Raw genomic sequence first — 17,608 nt, 5'->3', positions numbered from 1 at the left:
CCAGGCGGAAATCCATTCTCGCTGGCGACTTGACCATGGCGTCGTCATTTCGGCGGCATGAAGAAAACAGGCACAGTCTATCTTGTCGGCGCGGGTCCGGGTGACCCCGATCTGCTGACATTGCGCGCCGCGCGGCTGCTACAGTCAGCGCGATTGGTGGTTCACGACGGGTTGGTGGATCCGGCGATTCTGGCCTTGGCACATCCTGATGCGCGGCTGATTTCGGTCGCCAAGAAGCGTGACCGTCACACGCTGCCGCAGGGTGAAATCAATCAGTTACTGGTGAAAGAAGCATTGGCCGGGCGCGATGTCGTGCGGCTTAAAGGCGGCGATCCGTTCATTTTCGGCCGTGGCGGAGAAGAAGCGGAAGATTGCCGCGCTGCCGGTGTCCCGGTCGAGGTGGTTCCCGGCATCAGCGCTGCCAATGGCGCTGCCGCTGCCGCGCAAATTGCCCTCACCCACCGCGACGCGGCCAGCATTGTCAGTTTCGTGGCTGGCCAGTGCAAGGGTCTGTCAGACCAGAACTGGGCGGGCCTTGCCGGTGCGGGCCGCACCCTGGTCATCTACATGGGGGTAAAGACCGCCGCGCAAATCGCGGAAAAGCTGATGGCCGATGGCCTTGCCCCCGATATGCCCATCGCCATTATCGAAAATGCCGCGCGCGCTGAAATGCGCGTTTTGCGCGGGCCGCTGGCTGCCTTGCCAGACCTGGTGGACCGCGAGCGTGTCATTAGCCCTGCCCTCATCATCATCGGCGAAGTAACCGGCCGCACCGACCTCCAACTGGTTCATACCGCGCAAGAGGTTTCAGCATGAACATATTGACCGGAAACGATTTGAAGACCGGCGCTGTCATCTGGTGGGACGGCGCGGGCTGGTCGCTTCATCTCGATGATGCGGCCGATGCGGGCGATGATGCAGCTGCCATCATTGCGCGCGAGGAAGCCGCACGGCGGGTTAACGCGCCCTATGCCATCAATGCGGAACGCACCGGCAGCGGCGTGCGCCCTGCCCATATCAAGGACCGCATTCGCGGCCTTGGGCCGACAGTGCGCCCCGACCTTACCCTGAAACCCGAAGACCCCCAGGCGGTCCACGAGGTAATCTGATGTATCAATATGACCAATATGACCAGGCAATGGTCGATGCCCGCGTCGCAGAATTCCGCGACCAGTGCCAGCGCCGGATCGATGGCAAGCTGACCGAAGAGCAGTTCAAACCGCTGCGGCTGATGAACGGGCTGTATCTGCAACTCCACGCCTATATGCTGCGCGTTGCCATCCCCTATGGCACGCTGAGCGGGCGCCAGATGCGTGCGCTGGCTGACATTGCGGACAAGTTTGACCGGAAATACGGCCATTTCACCACCCGCCAGAACATCCAGTATAATTGGATCAAGCTGGAAGATGCAGGCGATATTCTGGCAGAACTTGCCAAGGTGGAAATGCACGCCATCCAGACCAGCGGCAATTGCATCCGCAACATCAGTTCAGACCATTTTGCCGGCGCTGCGGCTGACGAAGTGACCGACCCGCGCCCCTATGCAGAATTGCTGCGCCAATGGTCGAGCTTCCATCCGGAATTCAGTTACCTGCCGCGCAAGTTCAAATTCGCGGTGATCGCCAGCGATACAGACCGTGCCGCCATGCGCCTGCATGACATCGGCATCCAGATCGTGCGGAATGAAGCAGGCGAATTGGGCGCGGCATTCTATGTCGGCGGCGGCATGGGCCGCACCCCGATGATTGCCCCCTGCATCCGCCAATTCGTGCCGCTGGATCAGCTGATCACCTATTCGGAAGCATGCCTGCGCGTGTACAACCGCTATGGCCGGCGGGATAACAAGTACAAGGCGCGCATCAAGATCCTGGTCCATGAACTGGGCGCGGAAGAATATACGCGCCAGGTCGAGGCTGAATTTGCCCATCTGCTGGAACAGGGCATCGAACCGCCATTCGCAGAGCTGGCACGTATCCGGACGTTCTTCGAAGACCCTGCTTTCGAAGCGGGCGCGGCGGACGAGCTGGACCGGTCCGATCCTGATTTTGCCGTCTGGGCGGATCGCAATACGCACCCCCATAAACAGGCGGGTTACTTAAGTGCCGTGATCAGCCTGAAGCCTGTGGGCGGTATTCCGGGAGATGCCACTGCCGACCAGATGCGCCTGATGGCGCAACTGGCCGAAGATTACAGCTTTGATGAATGTCGGGTGATCCATACGCAGAACATCGTCCTGCCGCATGTCCGCAAGGCTGATCTTTATGCCGTGTGGCAAAAGCTGGAAGCATCGGGCCTCGGAACGCCCAATCTGGATCAGGTGGGCGATATTATCGCCTGCCCCGGCCTTGATTATTGCAGTCTGGCCAATGCACGTTCCATTCCGGTGGCACAGCGGATTTCGGAACGGTTCGCCGCCAATGGCAAGGGCGAAACACTGGGCGAATTGAAACTGAAGATTTCCGGCTGCATCAATGCCTGCGGCCACCACCATGCAGGCCATATCGGCATTCTTGGCGTGGATAAGAAGGGCGTTGAAAACTACCAGCTGCTGCTGGGCGGGAGCGAGGCGGAAGATACTTCGCTGGGCAAGATTACCGGCCCCGGCTTTTCCGAAGACGGCATTGTCGATGCGGTGGAAACCGCCGCCGATGTCTATCTGGCACAGCGCCAGGATGGGGAGCGTTTCCTCGACACATACCGACGGATCGGGATGGAACCGTTCAAGGAGGCGCTTTATGGCTGAATTACTGAGGTTTCGCGATGATGCTGTGCCGGCAGAGCCTGCCGTGACGGTTGATGCTTTTGTCGAACAGAGCAATGCTCTGGCGGTGCGGATCGAGCCGGGTGACGATGCGCGCAAGCTGATCCCATTCCTTGACCGATTGCGGCTGGTGGAAGTGAACTTCCCGGTGTTTGGCGATGGGCGCGGATATTCTGCTGCGCGAATTTTGCGCGAACATGGCTATTCTGGCGAAATGCGCGCCGTGGGCGACGTGCTGGTGGACCAGATTGCCTATCTGCAACGCTGCGGTTTTGATGCGTTCGAGCCCGACGAACCGTTGGCCGCAGAGGATGTCGAAAAAGCGCTGGCAAGGTTCCCGCAAGCATATCAGCAAACCACAGACGGGCGCATCCCCATCTGGGATTTGCGCCACGGCACCGCCCATGGCTGAAGCGGACCCGTCCAACCTTGCAGGCCGAACAGCAGACAGAATTGCAGACCGGATCGATACCGGACCGCGGTTTGATGAAGCTGACGCGATTACGCTGAACCGGATGTTTCGCGGCCGTGACACGTTGGAACTGCTGCACGGCGTCATTGGTGACGGGCTGGTCGGCGAACTTGCCACAGTGTCGAGTTTCGGCGCCGAAAGTGCTGTATTGCTGCACCTTATTTCCCGCGTCGACCCTTCTGTGCCAGTGCTGTTTCTGGACACTGGCAAGCATTTCGCCGAAACGCTGGTCTATCGCGATGAACTGGTGGCACAGTTTGGCCTGACGGGCCTGCGCAATCTGGTGCCCGATGCCAACATGCTGGCCGCAAAGGATGAAACGGGGCTGCGCTGGTCATACGACCCTGACGGCTGCTGCGACATTCGCAAGGTGCTGCCGCTGGCCGCCGGGCTGAAGGGAGTCGATGCCACATTGACGGGCCGCAAGGCCTTCCAGTCGGCCACCCGCGCCAGTTTGCCCCGCTTTGAAATTGACCTGTCCGATGCCGCTGGCCGATTGAAAATTAATCCGCTGATCGACTGGAGCGGGGAAGCTATTCAGGCCTATTTCGAAGAATTTGATCTGCCCCGCCACCCGCTGGTGGCGCAGGGATATCCGTCAATTGGCTGTTCCCCCTGCACCAGCAAGGTTGCGCCGGGTGAAGACCCGCGTTCAGGCCGGTGGAAAGGCTGGGACAAGACCGAATGCGGCATTCACACCCCGACCGACACTGATGATAGCGACCTGCCGCCGGGTTATGAACCCGCGTTCTGATTGGCCCGCGGTCAGAGCCAGCCTGCTGCGCGATACCATTCAGCAGTGCTGGCAAAACCAGCCTCACCCGTAATCACCGGCTGCCAGATGGCAGGCGGCACGGCCCTGTCAGACCGGGCGACCCAGTTGGGGTGGCACATATAGCCGACCCGGTCGGCGGTCAGCCTGGCGTCGCCGCCGCGTATCAGCCTGTCCATGCGCGCTGCGGCCGACAGAACAGCTTGGGGCAGATGCGGCGCGAACACCTTGCGGCCCATTGCCGCGCCGATTGCCTGTGCCATTTCCTTGTGCGCCCAGCCCCCCTGGCGGCCATCATCCGGCTCGAAAATCTTGCTGCGCACTGCCGCTGACGATGGCACCAGCGCTGCCAGCAGCGTGGCCAGATCATGCACATGGATCATGGATGACGCGCCGCCCGGCGGCAGCGGCACAATGCCCATCCGGGCGGCCCTGAACATTTCCAGATAATCGACATCATGCGGGCCATAGACCCCTGGCGGGCGCACGATGGTCCAGTCCAGTCCGCTGGCTTTGACCAGTTCTTCCGCCGCCAGTTTGGAGGCGCCATAGGCGGATAGATCCGGCTTGCGGGCCGACAGCGATGAAACCAGCACCAGCCGTCTGATACCTTCAGCCTTCGCCGCAGCGATCACCGCGGCTGTGCCGTCCACATTGACCGTTTCGAATTGTGCAGGGTCAGGCGTATTGGTCAGGCCGGCAATATGGATGACAGACGATGCCCCGCTGACAAGATCGGCCAATGCGGGCTTATCTGCCAGATTGCCGCTGATCCATTGCACATGGCCAGTTGCATCAGGCCCGCCAATGGCAGGTGCCGTGCGGGCCAGCGCCTTTACAGGCCGGTCAAGCCGCGCAAGGGCATCCAGCGTTGCCTTGCCGACAAAGCCGGTGCCGCCGGTGACCGCAATCGTCACAAGACCACCAGATGATCGCGGTGAATGACAGCCGGGCGCGGGGCATAGCCAAGCTGCCGGTGCTGCGCAGCTTCGCGCATGCCCATGATGGCGCGGCATTCATCGGCCGAATATTCCGCCAGCCCCTGCGCCACGGTTTTGCCAGCGCCATCACACACGGCAACCACATCCCCGCGTGAAAATGCCCCATCCACTGCGCATATTCCCGCTGCCAGCAGGCTGGAGCCGGTCAGCAGGGCCGCGCTGCAACCATCATCCACAGTCAACCTGCCCCGCACATCCAGCCGCCCGCCCAGCCATGCCTTGCGCCCTGCATCACGCCGCTGCGTGCGAAAGACGGTGCCAAGTCCCGCCGCAATCGCCGCGCTGATCGGGCGCTGTCTGGTGCCATTGATAATTGCCAGAGCAATGCCTGCCCGCTCGGCAATTTCCGCCGCCTGCAATTTGGACGTCATACCGCCAGAACCCATGCCCGATGCAGACCCTGCATCCGCCATGGCGCGAATTTCATCATTTATGCCATCCACATGGGGAATCAGCACCGCGCCATTATGCGCCGGATTGCGATCAAACAGGCCATCCACGTCGGACAGCAGCAGCACCGCATCTGCGCCTGCGGCCTGCGCCACACGTGCTGCCAGGCGGTCATTATCGCCAAAGCGGATTTCTTCTGTGGCAACGCTGTCATTCTCGTTCACCACAGGCACAAAACCCGCTTCGAGCAGGCGGCCCAGCGTTGATGCGGCATTGAGATAACGGCGCCTGTCTTCCAGATCGCCCAATGTTACCAGCATTTGTGCTGCGCCCAGCCCGCGGTCCTGCAACAGGGCGGACCACAGGCCGGCCAGCGCGATTTGCCCCACAGAAGCCGCCGCCTGCGCGTCTGCCAGACTTGCGCGGCCACCTTTAGCCAGCCCCATGCGCGCTGCGCCAAGGGCAATTGCGCCGGAACTGACAATGACCACCTGCTGGCCGCGGGCCGCCATTTCCGCCACTTCTTCGATCAGCCCTGCCAGCCATTCGCGGCGCGGCTGTCCGTCACTGCCCACCAGCAGCGCCGAACCAACCTTGACCACCAGCCGCTTTGTCGTTGCGGCATCGGCCAGATCATCAAGATGCAAAATCGCCATCACTTGCCGATTAGCGCCAAGTGAGGACGAAATGAAGCGCTGTCAGCTAGGGCGCGCTAAAGCCTGGCTGTTACAGCGGTGACCACGGGGCAGCTTCAGAAGTGTCTTCTTCTTCCTTGCCCTTGGTTTCGGTCGATGTGCGGTCCGGCAAATGCTCGAGCACAGCATCGAGGATGGCTTCCACGCCTGCCCCTGTTGCGCCCGAAATGGCAAACACCTTGTCCGCGCCTGCCGCTTTCAATTCGTCGGCAAAACCTTCGACCAGTTCCTTGTCCGCCAGATCCACCTTGTTCAGCGCGATCAGCTGGATCTTGTCCTCGAGGCCGGAACCATAGGCTTCCAGCTCCTCGTTAACGATCCGCATGGCTTCTGCCGGATCATCGCCCGATATGTCCACCAGATGGATGAGCACGCGGCACCGTTCGATATGGCCCAGAAAACGGTCACCAATTCCCGCGCCGTCAGCCGCGCCTTCGATCAGGCCCGGAATGTCGGCAATGACGAATTCGCGGTTCTTGTGGCGCACCACGCCCAGTTTCGGCACCAGCGTGGTGAACGCATAAGCACCCACTTTTGCCTGCGCGTTGGAAACCTGATTGATGAAGGTGGATTTGCCTGCATTGGGCAGCCCCAGCAGGCCAACATCGGCCAGCAGTTTAAGCCGCAGCCACACCCATAATTCATGGCCGGCTTCGCCCGGCTGATGCTGGCGCGGCGCGCGGTTGGTGGAACTTTTGTAGCTGGCATTGCCGCGCCCGCCCATTCCGCCTTCCAGCAAGGTTATCGTCTGGCCGACTTCGGTGAAGTCCGCCAGGACATCCTCCTTGTCTTCCGACAGGATCTGGGTGCCCACCGGCACTTCGATCACGAGATCTTTTGCGCCCGCGCCGGTCCGGTCACGGCCCATGCCATGGGTGCCGCGTGCAGCCTTGAAATGCTGCGAATAGCGAAAATCGATAAGTGTGTTCAGCCCCTGGACGGCCTTGAACACGATATCGCCGCCCTTGCCGCCGCTGCCGCCATCGGGGCCGCCATATTCGACGTATTTTTCGCGTCGGAAACTGACAGCACCGGGGCCGCCGCCGCCGGAGCGCAGGTAAATCTTGGCTTGATCGAGAAAATGCATTCTGGCCCCTTAGAGGTTCCTGCCGCTTCCGACGAGTCCTCTTATCACCCTAATTTACGCAGGCTTCAGGACCAGAGTGCGTCCGCGCCCTATCCTGATGCTGCTCCGTCCGTGGTTACGGCAGGAACGGCAGGCGTGGCAGGTTCAATCACCGGTTCAGACACAAAGGTCGGTTCGCCAGTGGCTTCAGGGCCAAAGCCCTGATCGACAGGAGTGTAGATTGCCGGTCCGTCATAGGACGCGTTGTTGATCACTGCCGTATTGCCATAGCGCGCATCCCATGATGCCACATCGACCCTATATTGTTCATAAGACCGGTAAAAATCTTCAAACACAGCTTCCAGCGTGCCCAGGCTGCGATCAGCAAATGCGCCAAGATCGGCAGGGGCCACCAGCAGGGATTCGTCCGCGACGCGCGTGGCGGCCTGACAGAATGCCGACTGGGCTGGCGGCAAGGCGAAATAATTATAGACCTGCGTCATATACTGATCCTGCGAACTGCGCGCAGTGGAGCCGAAGCGGTCGCGAAATTCCTTCGTCACATCCTTGTTCGCAGTCGCCAGCTGACGCTTGTTGCGTTCCAGCAGCGATTTATACGCGGGCAGGATGCTGGCATATTGCATGTCGAGACAATTGAGCGCGGCCACATTCAGAGCCGAGCGCACATTCCAGATTTTCTGCGCCGGGGTGAGGTTGTAATTCACCGTCTGGCGAATGCCATCAAGGCCCACTGCCGGAATGGCCATGGCCGAAACCGCGCCGCTGGGCGGCAATGGCCGCGAGGGAATGATCACCTGCACCGGCGGGGGTGGCGGCGGCGGCGGTGGGGGAGGAGGCGGCGGCGTGGCACATGCGGCAAGCGTAAGAAGACCGCCAGCAACAGCCAGCATGCGAATTTTTGCAACGTTCATTTCGAACATGGAACCCGATTCTCCCGTTGGCCCAGCCCATTGGTAACAGGGCTAGCCTTTCCCTCGGCTTAAGCGCCCGTTTCTATCGCGAATGCCGCATAAAGAAAATGCCCGGAATGCCAAAGGCACGCCGGGCATCGACAGAACGAGTCCTGCATACGGTGAGCGGGGAAGATTACTCCCGGTTGCCCATGAAACGCAGCAGGAACATGAACATATTGATGAAATCGAGATAGAGGCTGAGTGCGCCCATCACCACCATCTTGCCCATGGGATAAGCCTGCGCGATGGCAGGATTGGTCACCTTGGCATTCTGGATGGACAGATAATCGCGCTTCAGACGCTGCGTATCATAGGCGGTAAGGCCTGCAAAAATCAGCACCCCGAGGAAGCTGACAGCAAGTTCAAGTGCCGTCGACTGCATGAAGATGTTGATAACACTGGCAATCAGCAAGCCGATCACACCCATAATCAGGAAGCTGCCCCAACCGGACAGATCCTTCTTGGTGGTGTAACCATACAGGCTGAGACCAGCAAATGCGCCTGCGGTAGCAAAGAATGTCGCAGCGATCGAAGACCCGGTATAGACCAGGAAAATCGATGACAGCGAGAGACCCATTGCAGTCGCAAAGCCCCAGAACATCATCTGCAATGTAGCCGTGCTGAATTTGTTCTGGCCAAAGCTCATGGCAAAAACAAACGCCAGCGGTGACAGCATGATGATCCAGCTAAGGATGCCGCCGCCGGTAAGGACGGTTTCTGCCATGCCGGAACGGGCGAACAGCAGCGCGACAATGCCGGTCAGCAAAACACCCGATGCCATATAATTATATATCGACAGCATGTGCTTGCGCAGCCCGGCGTCAAATACTTCACGACCCGCAACTTCACCATTCAGGCTGGGAGACGCACCGAAACCCGTTCGTGTGGGCCGGGGTTCTTTCCAATCTGCCATTGTGACACCTACTCCTTTTGCCCGGCAGCCATCTGGGCACCGGTTCTGAAAGCAATATCGGGATTATGGCAGGATTTTTCAAGTAAAACCGGACATCGCGCCGGTGGCAGAAATTAACCCTGTTTGCGCGCATCTGCCGCCATCTCGGCGCCGCGGTCCCGCGCCGCTGCCAGGCAATTCAAAAGTAGCGATTGCAAGGCCTGGTTTTCATCCAGGACATCCAGCCCCTTTTGCGTCATGCCCCCGGGGCTGGCGACCCGGCGGGCAAGTTCTGCCGGGGAATGGTCTGATGACGCAGCAAGCGCCGCTGCGCCCTCCACCATGATAAGGGCCAGCCGTTCTGCCTGCGTCTGGTCCAGGCCCAGACCGGTGGCGGCCGCGGCCAGCGCGTCGATGAAGCGATAGACAAAGGCAGGCCCGGATCCGGCCAGCGCCGCCACCAGGTCAAATTGCGCCTCGTCAGCCAGCCATTCCGCGCTTCCCAGCAATTGCGCCATTTTCGTCACTTCGGCCCGGACTTCAGGCTGGAGCCCGGATGCGACCAGAGCATTGGCAGATTTATTGATCGCACAGGCAAGGTTGGGCATCAGCCGCACGATGCCCCCTGCCCGTGGAAAAATCTGCGCAAGACTGTCCAGCCCGGCACCCGCGAGCACCGACACCAGCGTACATTGCGGGCCAATCAGCGGTTCGAGGTCTTGCGAAATTTCGGCCAGTTTCTGCGGCTTCACAGCCAGCAGAACAGCGTCGAACCCGCTGGCTGGCCACACATTGTGAACGGCAATTCCGCGCGGATCATCGGACCGGCCGGGGTGATATATGGCGAACCTGCTGGCGGGGATGCCCGCCGCCATCCAGCCATCCACCATGGCCTGCGCCATGGTTCCGAAACCGACGATCAATATTTTCTCGAGCGGCATTTCGTTCTCCTGCCCCAAAACAAGCGGCTCACGCCTCTCCTGCGGCATCGATCAACGCGCTGTCCAGCGCATCACGCGGGGTTTTGTCGCCCCACAGCACAAACTGGAATGCAGGATAAAACCGGTCGCATTCTTCCACTGCAGTTTCGACCAGGGCTTGCGCCTGATCCAGGCTGAGAAGCCCGTCATCGCCCAGCATGGCGCCGTGCCGATAAAGCAGCACGCTGCCATTTGACCAGATATCGAAATGCCCCAGCCACATCTGCTCGTTTACCATGGCGACCAGTTCATAGGATGCGCTGCGCTTTTCATCCGCGATCCGGATGTCGGGCAGGCATAACACCTGCAACACATTGTCATCCGCCCGCCAGATGCAGCGCAGTTGATATTTTGCCCAGCTGCCCTGAATTTCTGCGGAAATTTCATCGTCAGACACCGTCTGGCAGGGCCAGCCACGCGCTTCGAACAGCGCCGCCAGCATATCAACCGGCGCAGCATCATTATTAGCTGCAAATTCTGCTTCACCGGTTCTCATCTTTGCGTCCCGTCTGTTTTGTGGCTGTCTTTGACCATCAGCAGGCGATGCATTGTTAGCGGCTGGCAGCGCAATGCAGCGCCGCAGACCATCTGGGGAGAACTGAACTTGCCTGTTCAAAGCCTGTGCAAAAGCGTGAAACGGGCGCCGTAGCAGCCGGTAAAACCCCGCTGCCGGCTATTTCAGTTTTTGAACCTCTTCGCCTTCAACGCTGGTGAAGGTGAAACTGTCAGTGCCAGCCTTCTTCAGGGCGGCAACGGCGGCCTGTGCGGCTTTCAGACTATCATAAGGGCCGGTCAGCAAGCGGCGGGTCTGGCCCCAGTCCGCCACATAGGCTTCCTGTTTGCCAAGAATTTCGGGCATTTTGCGGCCCATCTTGCGCCAGTCAAATGCCAGCGCCTTTGGATCCTTGCCCGTGGCGACCTGCACCCAGAACCGGCTTGGATGGCGAATGGGGGCTGGCTTTGGTGCCGGTTTTGCTGCTGGTTTGGCGGCAGCTTTGGCTTCTGGTTTGGATTCAGCCTCAGCGGCCTTTTCACGCGGCGGCTTGATTGACCTTATATCGACTGCGCCTGAAATATCCGGCGCGGTTCTGACCATGGCAAGTTCCGCGAATGCATCCGCCACACTTGCGGTCGCCATGCTTTCCGCCGGTTTTTCGGCGGGCAGCGGAGTGGCAGTTACCACGGCTGATTGCGTGCTCACGGGCGAAGGGCCCACTTCTGCAAGATCAAACCCGGGCGCTGGCGACTCCGTGCTGGCGACAGCGGTTGATGGCGGCAATTCTATCCGCTGCGGCGCTGCTGGCTGACTTTGCCGCGCAACCACCGCGGCCAGCGTAGATCCCGCAGGCGGCAGCGGCGCTGGATTGCTGCCTGCAGGCACTGGTTGAGGCTGGGGGACAGGTACAGGCTGGGTAACAGTGGCAATTGGCGCGCTCTGCTGCGGCCGTGTGGCAGAATTATCGGCGCGCGCGACGCGCATTGTCCGCGCGCGCGACGATGATACCGCCGGGCCGGGGTCTTCATAGCGGGCGGCACGCGGTGTCCGGGTGGTCTTGGCAACAGAACTGGCGGCGCGTTCCAGCCTGCGCCGCTGGCTGCGGGTGTCAGCCTGCTCGCTTTTCTTAGGCTGGCTGCGCGTATTTGACTGGCTGCGCGCATTGGGCTGCGTGCGGGGGCCAAGCGGCTCACCCTGCGGTGTCAGCTGTGTATCGGATCGGCGGGCTGAGCGCGCTGGCGGGGTATATTGGGCAATGCGCGGATCATCACGGCCAATCTGCGCCGCCCGCGGAAACGCACCCAGATTGGCAGCTGCGGCCTGCTGGGCCGTCGTCAGCCGCTTCATATAGCGAAGGTACGGCGTGATTTTTGCGGATAATTGCGCGGGCATGACTGCTTCGGCGATAGACACCGCCTCAGCCTCTTCACCCAGAATGGCGAGGCCGAATGCCCGTGTGCGATAGCCCGACAGATCCCGCTTTTCCAGCAGTGGATACAGCGTTTTCTCAAATCCCGCACGGTCCCCTGCGATGGCCTGGCTGATGGCCATGCGGCGGACGATTTCGTCTGTCGGACGAAGCGCCAACGCCCTGGCATATTGCACCTGCGCTGATTGGGGATCACCCACCAGATCAAAGGCAAGACCGCGATCGGCAGCCAGCATGACGCTGGACGCACCGGCACGCTCTGCCTCGTCAAACAAGCGCAGGGCTTCCAACGGACGTTCGGAGCGGACAAAAGCGCCTGCCAGCCCCAGCTTCACCTGCGCATTGCCGGGCGAAAGTTCGTCAGCCCGGCCAAAAAAGCCGATGGCCGCGTCAACATCATTCAATTCCAGTGACGCATTGCCTGCATCAATCAGGGCAGAAAGATCGCGGGTGTTGCTGGCCAGCCGGCGAAGCGCCGAATTAAGATCGGACACCCCGGCAGGCGGCAAAGGCTGCACCACGGCGCGCGATTGCGCCGCACCGGACTGCGCATGCGCAGGTGCTGCACCCAGTGTTACGCCCGCAGCGCAAACAGCGCACAGGAACCAGCCGCCAGCCAGCGAAGTATGGGTTGCAAGGTTTACCAAACCGGAATTTCCTTCAAATCGAGCATCCGGTGACCTTGGCCGCATACGGCTGAACGCAGTCGGAACGATCCGGCACGCCCGATCGCGGCCGGATCGCTGCCAGATCACTGGTTGTTCTGGCGCCCCAGGAAACGCGGGATGTTGAGAGCGCTGCCATCATCATCGTCATCGTCTTCATCGTCATGGCTGTCCGAACCGCGCGACAGATTGGCCATCCGTTCGAACAAGGTGCTGCCTGCGCCCGCGCTTTCGCCGCCGGTAACAAGACCGCGCCGACGGCCGGTTTTGGCCTGCACCGGATTGTCTTCTTCTGCCAGGCGATCCGCATTGAGCAGAAGCTCGTCCTGCGCCGCATTGGCGGAATTGTCAGCCTCTGCAGTCAGATCGAGCGGTTCGCCGCCAAATGCGCCTTGTGCATTCCTGTCCATGCCGCGGTCCTGATTCCGGCCCTGGCCGTAGCCCCCTTCGGAGCCGACCATGCCAAGATCACCATCATCAGCCGGATCGACCAGACCTTCATCATCTTCCAGTTCATTCCGGCGAATGCCGGCGAGCGGATCGACGATGCCGTCGACATCTTCGCCATCATCATCGTCATGGCCAAAACCGCCGCTATCGCCCTGATCCGACGCGTAACCGCCGTAATTGCTCTGCACGGCAGGTTCTTCATGCACTTCATCTTCGCCCGGCAATTCCAGCACCGGGCGCTTGGGCGCACGTGAACTTCCCAGCGACAGGGAATGGCTTTCAGGCACGACCATATCGCCTGTCTGGTCGATGCCGGTGGCAACGACCGAAACACGGATCTTGCCATCCAGATCGGGATTGAAGGCAGAGCCCCAAATGATATTCGCATCTTCATCCACCAGTTCGCGAATGTGATTGGCCGCCTCGTCAACTTCCAGCAGCTTCATGTCTTCGCCGCCGATGATGGAAATGATCACACCCTTGGCACCCTGCATGGAAACACCATCCAGCAGCGGATTGGCAATGGCGCGTTCAGCCGCTTCCAAGGCGCGGTTTTCACCCTCGCCTTCGCCAGTACCCATCATTGCCTTGCCCATTTCGCTCATCACGGAACGAACGTCGGCAAAGTCGAGATTGATCAGGCCCGGCATCACCATGAGATCGGTGATGGACCGCACACCCTGCTGCAACACTTCGTCGGCCAGCTGGAAAGCTTCCTTGAACGTGGTTTCCGCCTTGGCGATCAGGAACAGGTTCTGATTGGGAATAACGATCAGCGTGTCGACATGCTTCTGCAGTTCGGCAATGCCGGCTTCTGCAGCGCGCATCCGCCGCGTGCCTTCAAACAGGAACGGCTTGGTCACAACGCCCACGGTCAGCACGCCCTTGCGGCGCGCCGCTTCGGCAATAACCGGCGCCGCACCAGTGCCAGTGCCGCCGCCCATGCCGGCAGCGATGAAGCACATGTTTACGCCTTCCAGCGCGTCTTCGATTTCCGAAACGGTTTCTTCGGCGGCCGCCTTGCCCACTTCAGGACGCGCGCCAGCACCAAGGCCGCCGGTAATATCCGGGCCAAGCTGGATGCGCTGTTCCGCAATGGCATTGCTCAATGCCTGAGCATCGGTGTTGGTGACGATGAATTCGACACCTTCGATGTTGGAATTGATCATATTGGCAATGGCGTTGCCGCCTGCTCCGCCAACGCCAATCACCGTAATGCGGGGCGACATATCATCCGTAGGCGCTGGACCGATGTTGATGCTCATTTGGGTTCCCTCCAAGGGATGTTATGCAAAATCTGTTGTTGTCTGCCAGTTTGGCACAAAGCGAATCGCGGTTGCATAGGTTTAAACCGCTTATCCACAGTGGTTAGCCGGCAAATAGCTCAGGCGCTGCAGCATTAGAAGTATTCCTTCACTGCGCGCAGCACTCGATTGACGATTTTTATCCCGCCATAATGGGTTGTGGATTGCGGCTTCGGGCCGATCGAGCGGATGTCCACCGGATCAGCCGCGGCATACAGGCACAGCCCGGCCAGCGTGGCGAAACCCGGTGTCGCATGGGCTTCCGGCAATCCGCGCAGCGGCGGCGTCTTGCCAATCCGCACGGGCCGGCCCAGCGCGCTTTGCGCAAATTCTGCAAAACCTGCCAGTTCGGCCCCGCCGCCTGTCAGCACCACCTGATTGCCGCGAGCGCCCGAAAAACCCAGTTCCTTCAGCGAACGACCCACTTCATCGGTCAGTCTGGACAGCTGTTCGGTCACCACCGACACCAGTTCGGCACGGGGGATGCGGTTCTTGTCGTCCGCGCCCCGCGCGGTAACGCCGGACGTATCATCGCCCGGACCGTTGACCGGGATCATTTCGCGATGGTCGGTCGGGCTGGCAATGGCCGAACCTGACACGCATTTCAGCCGCTCTGCCTGAAAGCGCCGGATGCCGAATGCCGACGCGATGGCATCGGTAATATCGGCAGAACCAAGCGGGATTGCCTTGAGGCCAAGCAGCATGCCCTTGGCATAGACCGATACATTGGTAACTTCCCCGCCGATTTCGATCAGCGCGGTGCCCAGTTCGCGTTCCTCCGGCGTCAGGCAGGCAAACCCTGCTGCCACCGGCGCTGCGACCACCGATTCCACGTCGAGATGGGCGTTCTGCACTGCTTCGATCAAGTTTCTGACCGGCGCACCATCAGCCAGCATTACGTGAATATCCACGCCCAGCTGTTCGGCATGCAAACCCTTGGGATTGGCCACGCCATTGGCCCCGTCCAGCGTATAATGGGCAGGCTGCGCGTGCAGGACCATCCGCCCGTCCGGCTGGATATTATCCCGCGCCGACATCAGCAGATGCTCAATATCTTCTTCCTCGATACGGCGGCCGCCAATCTCGATTTCCACCTTGGTCGTGCGGCTGGCAAGGCCTGCGCCGGAACAGCCGATCCAGACGCTGGAAATGCTGGTGCCGGCGTTCTTTTCCGCCCGTTCCACGGCATCGCGAATGGCATAGGTGGCCGCTGCCATATCGGTGATATAACCGCGCTTGATGCCCTGGCTGGCCCGGTGTCCTGACCCCAGAACGACCATTTCACCGGTTTCTGAAAGGCCCATGATCATGGCTGAAATGCGGAATGACCCGACATTGACAGCGCCGAACACCCGGCCAATGCGCGGCATGGCCATCAGCTGCCGGCCTTTGGATCAAGAACCTGCTGCGACCGACCGGGAATACGCATGTAAATCCGTTCCGGCGCGCGCATGTCGAAAGTGGCAACCTTGCCGCCCAGCAGGCGGTTAACCCCATCCAGACGGGCAAAGGACACCAGCGCACTGGCAGCTTCGGTATCGCCTTGCGGCAAGGCCAGAACCTGATCTGTGGTGAATGTCAGGTTCCAGCGCCGGTTACCGATCCATTCGGCCGAGGTAACCTGCGGTTTCAAGGCAGGCGCCGCATCGAGCAGGGCGTTGAGCTCGCTCACCTGAATTTTGGCCCCCGGGCCTGAAATCACCAGCATGCCTTTGGCGTTGGCGCGCGACACAGGTTCAAGTTCCGCGCCGGTCCGGTCAATCAGCACCAGCCTGTCCGGCTTGCTCAGCACGGCATGGGGTTTGCGTTCCACGATGTCGACCACCAGAGTATCTGGCAGCTGGCGGGATACGCGGGCATCCTTGACCCAGCTCAACCCCAGCAATTCTGCCCGGACATTCTGCAAGTCAACCTGCGGCATCGGGCGGTCACGTTCGCCCAGAACGCGCTCGTAAACCTTGAGTTCGTTCATCCGTTCAACCCCGGTCACTTTGACCCGGCGCACTTCGAACCCGGCATCGGATGCAAGTCCGGCCACTTCCTGCTGCATCAGGGCGGGCACGCCGGCCAGGCTGGCAATGACCCACGCCAGCATTGCGCCTGCACCCAGAATCACAACCAGGAAAATCTTGTGCAGCTGCTCCTCGGTGAAGGGCAGAATGGCCATGGCCGCATCCATGAAGGAGCTGGTGCGCGCCTTTGCCTTGCGCGCATGGTTGGCCCGCGTGGTGGAGGCCGCGGTGCGGCGGACGCCTTTTGCGCCGCGCTTAATTGTCGCCATTGCCCCCTCCTCCAACTGCGCTGCCTGACGTTCTCATCGCTTCTGCCACGATCGCCTCTACCAGATCGGCATAATCCATGCCGCAATAGCGGGCCTGTTCCGGCACCAGACTAAGCGGGGTCATGCCCGGCTGGGTATTGGTTTCGAGCACGAACAAGCCGCCTTCACCCTGTTCATCATCCCAGCGGAAATCAGTTCTGCTGGTGCCCTTGCACCCTAGCACGCGGTGCGCATCAAGGGCATATTTTTTGCACAATTCAGTAATTTTTTCAGGAATTTGCGCGGGGCAGACATGGTCTGTCATGCCGTCTGTATATTTGGCATCGAAATCATAAAACCCTGATTTGGGCTTCAGTTCCGTCACCGCCAATGCGCGCGGCCCGTCTGCGCTGTCGATGACCGCAGTGGTCAGTTCCAGCCCGCGAATGAAAGGTTCTGCCAGCAGATGATCGAATTTCTGCCACGGCCCCTCTGCATCTGGCCTGATGGGGTTTCCGTAATTGCTCTGATCCGTCACGATCGCGACGCCAACCGATGATCCTTCGTTGACCGGTTTCAACACGTAAGGCCGGGCCAGCGGGTCTTTTTCGAACAATTCCTTGCTCGCCACGATCCGCCCGCCGGGCATGGGAATGCCGTGCGGCACAAGCGCAAGCTTGGTCAGTTCCTTGTCAATCGCGATGACCGAGGTTGCAAGGCCTGAATGCGTGTACGGAATACCCATCAGGTCCAGCATGCCCTGCACGGTGCCGTCTTCACCGGGCACGCCGTGCAGCGCGTTGAACACCACGTCGGGCGCGGCTTCTGCAATGCGGGCCGCGACCTGACGGTCCATGTCAATCCGCGTTACCTTGTGGCCGCGGCTTTCCAGCGCATCTGCGACGCCGTTTCCGGACATCAGCGAAACAGGGCGTTCATTGGCCCATCCGCCCATCAGCACTGCGATATGTAGTGGTTTCACGCTGTTATTATCCGCCATT

The 17,608-nt window shown here is 60.5% G+C and carries 17 protein-coding genes; 5 read left to right on the top strand and 12 right to left on the bottom strand.

From position 1 onward, the window contains the following. The first annotated feature begins 57 nt into the window (after positions 1 to 57). Genes cobA through GRI44_RS01845 form a run of 5 tightly spaced genes read left to right on the top strand, consistent with a single transcriptional unit; the run spans position 58 to position 3,987 of the window. The gene (gene cobA, locus GRI44_RS01865; RefSeq protein WP_160599728.1) at positions 58 to 816 is read left to right on the top strand and encodes a uroporphyrinogen-III C-methyltransferase; all 759 of its coding nucleotides are present in this window, start codon (positions 58 to 60) and stop codon (positions 814 to 816) included. After that, entirely contained in the window at positions 813 to 1,109 is a 297-nt protein-coding gene (locus tag GRI44_RS01860) for a DUF2849 domain-containing protein (RefSeq protein ID WP_160599726.1), read from the top strand. Before cobA ends, GRI44_RS01860 begins: the two co-directional genes overlap by 4 nt. Continuing rightward, positions 1,109 to 2,743: a nitrite/sulfite reductase gene (locus GRI44_RS01855; protein ID WP_160599724.1), complete on the top strand. Its 1,635-nt coding sequence runs from the start codon at positions 1,109 to 1,111 to the stop codon at positions 2,741 to 2,743. The genes GRI44_RS01860 and GRI44_RS01855 overlap by 1 nt, the downstream gene beginning before the upstream one ends. Beyond that, positions 2,736 to 3,173, top strand: a complete 438-nt coding sequence (locus GRI44_RS01850; protein ID WP_160599722.1) for a DUF934 domain-containing protein — start codon at positions 2,736 to 2,738, stop codon at positions 3,171 to 3,173. The genes GRI44_RS01855 and GRI44_RS01850 overlap by 8 nt, the downstream gene beginning before the upstream one ends. Further along, positions 3,166 to 3,987, top strand: a complete 822-nt coding sequence (locus GRI44_RS01845) for a phosphoadenylyl-sulfate reductase (RefSeq protein WP_160599720.1) — start codon at positions 3,166 to 3,168, stop codon at positions 3,985 to 3,987. The genes GRI44_RS01850 and GRI44_RS01845 overlap by 8 nt, the downstream gene beginning before the upstream one ends. Positions 3,988 to 3,998: 11 nt before the next feature. On the opposite strand, the gene GRI44_RS01840 is transcribed toward GRI44_RS01845, so the two are convergent. The 12 genes from GRI44_RS01840 to GRI44_RS01785 form a co-directional block, all read right to left on the bottom strand. Next, complete coding sequence (locus GRI44_RS01840) at positions 3,999 to 4,922, bottom strand: NAD-dependent epimerase/dehydratase family protein (RefSeq protein ID WP_332872328.1); 924 nt, start codon at positions 4,920 to 4,922, stop codon at positions 3,999 to 4,001. Further along, positions 4,919 to 6,052, bottom strand: coding sequence for a glutamate 5-kinase (gene proB / locus GRI44_RS01835; protein WP_160599716.1), 1,134 nt, complete (start codon positions 6,050 to 6,052; stop codon positions 4,919 to 4,921). The genes GRI44_RS01840 and proB overlap by 4 nt, the downstream gene beginning before the upstream one ends. A 70-nt stretch (positions 6,053 to 6,122) precedes the next feature. Continuing rightward, the gene (gene obgE / locus GRI44_RS01830; RefSeq protein ID WP_160599714.1) at positions 6,123 to 7,178 is read right to left on the bottom strand and encodes a GTPase ObgE; all 1,056 of its coding nucleotides are present in this window, start codon (positions 7,176 to 7,178) and stop codon (positions 6,123 to 6,125) included. A gap of 89 nt (positions 7,179 to 7,267) precedes the next feature. Next, a complete protein-coding gene (locus GRI44_RS01825; protein WP_160599712.1) occupies positions 7,268 to 8,098 on the bottom strand; it encodes a hypothetical protein in 831 nt (276 codons plus the stop codon). A gap of 166 nt (positions 8,099 to 8,264) precedes the next feature. After that, on the bottom strand, positions 8,265 to 9,044 hold the full coding sequence (locus tag GRI44_RS01820) for a Bax inhibitor-1/YccA family protein (RefSeq protein WP_160599710.1): 780 nt from the start codon (positions 9,042 to 9,044) through the stop codon (positions 8,265 to 8,267). A 113-nt stretch (positions 9,045 to 9,157) separates the two neighbouring features. Then, entirely contained in the window at positions 9,158 to 9,964 is an 807-nt protein-coding gene (locus GRI44_RS01815) for a pyrroline-5-carboxylate reductase family protein (RefSeq protein WP_160599709.1), read from the bottom strand. 28 nt (positions 9,965 to 9,992) lie between these two features. Next, positions 9,993 to 10,499, bottom strand: a complete 507-nt coding sequence (locus GRI44_RS01810) for a type III secretion system chaperone family protein (protein WP_160599708.1) — start codon at positions 10,497 to 10,499, stop codon at positions 9,993 to 9,995. Between the two features lie 177 nt (positions 10,500 to 10,676). Next, positions 10,677 to 12,575, bottom strand: coding sequence for a tetratricopeptide repeat protein (locus tag GRI44_RS01805; RefSeq protein WP_160599707.1), 1,899 nt, complete (start codon positions 12,573 to 12,575; stop codon positions 10,677 to 10,679). A 104-nt stretch (positions 12,576 to 12,679) separates the two neighbouring features. Further along, positions 12,680 to 14,308: a cell division protein FtsZ gene (ftsZ, locus tag GRI44_RS01800; RefSeq protein ID WP_160599706.1), complete on the bottom strand. Its 1,629-nt coding sequence runs from the start codon at positions 14,306 to 14,308 to the stop codon at positions 12,680 to 12,682. 134 nt (positions 14,309 to 14,442) lie between these two features. After that, positions 14,443 to 15,723: a cell division protein FtsA gene (gene ftsA / locus GRI44_RS01795; RefSeq protein WP_160599705.1), complete on the bottom strand. Its 1,281-nt coding sequence runs from the start codon at positions 15,721 to 15,723 to the stop codon at positions 14,443 to 14,445. Beyond that, on the bottom strand, positions 15,723 to 16,628 hold the full coding sequence (locus GRI44_RS01790; RefSeq protein WP_160599704.1) for a cell division protein FtsQ/DivIB: 906 nt from the start codon (positions 16,626 to 16,628) through the stop codon (positions 15,723 to 15,725). The genes ftsA and GRI44_RS01790 overlap by 1 nt, the downstream gene beginning before the upstream one ends. After that, on the bottom strand, positions 16,615 to 17,607 hold the full coding sequence (locus GRI44_RS01785) for a D-alanine--D-alanine ligase (protein WP_160599703.1): 993 nt from the start codon (positions 17,605 to 17,607) through the stop codon (positions 16,615 to 16,617). The genes GRI44_RS01790 and GRI44_RS01785 overlap by 14 nt, the downstream gene beginning before the upstream one ends. Position 17,608 lies beyond the last annotated feature (1 nt).

It is taken from the genome of Allopontixanthobacter confluentis (genome assembly GCF_009827615.1).
Classification (GTDB): domain Bacteria; phylum Pseudomonadota; class Alphaproteobacteria; order Sphingomonadales; family Sphingomonadaceae; genus Allopontixanthobacter; species Allopontixanthobacter confluentis.
Note: the sequence above shows the minus strand (reverse complement) of the source record. Positions and strands in the feature narration are given on the sequence as shown.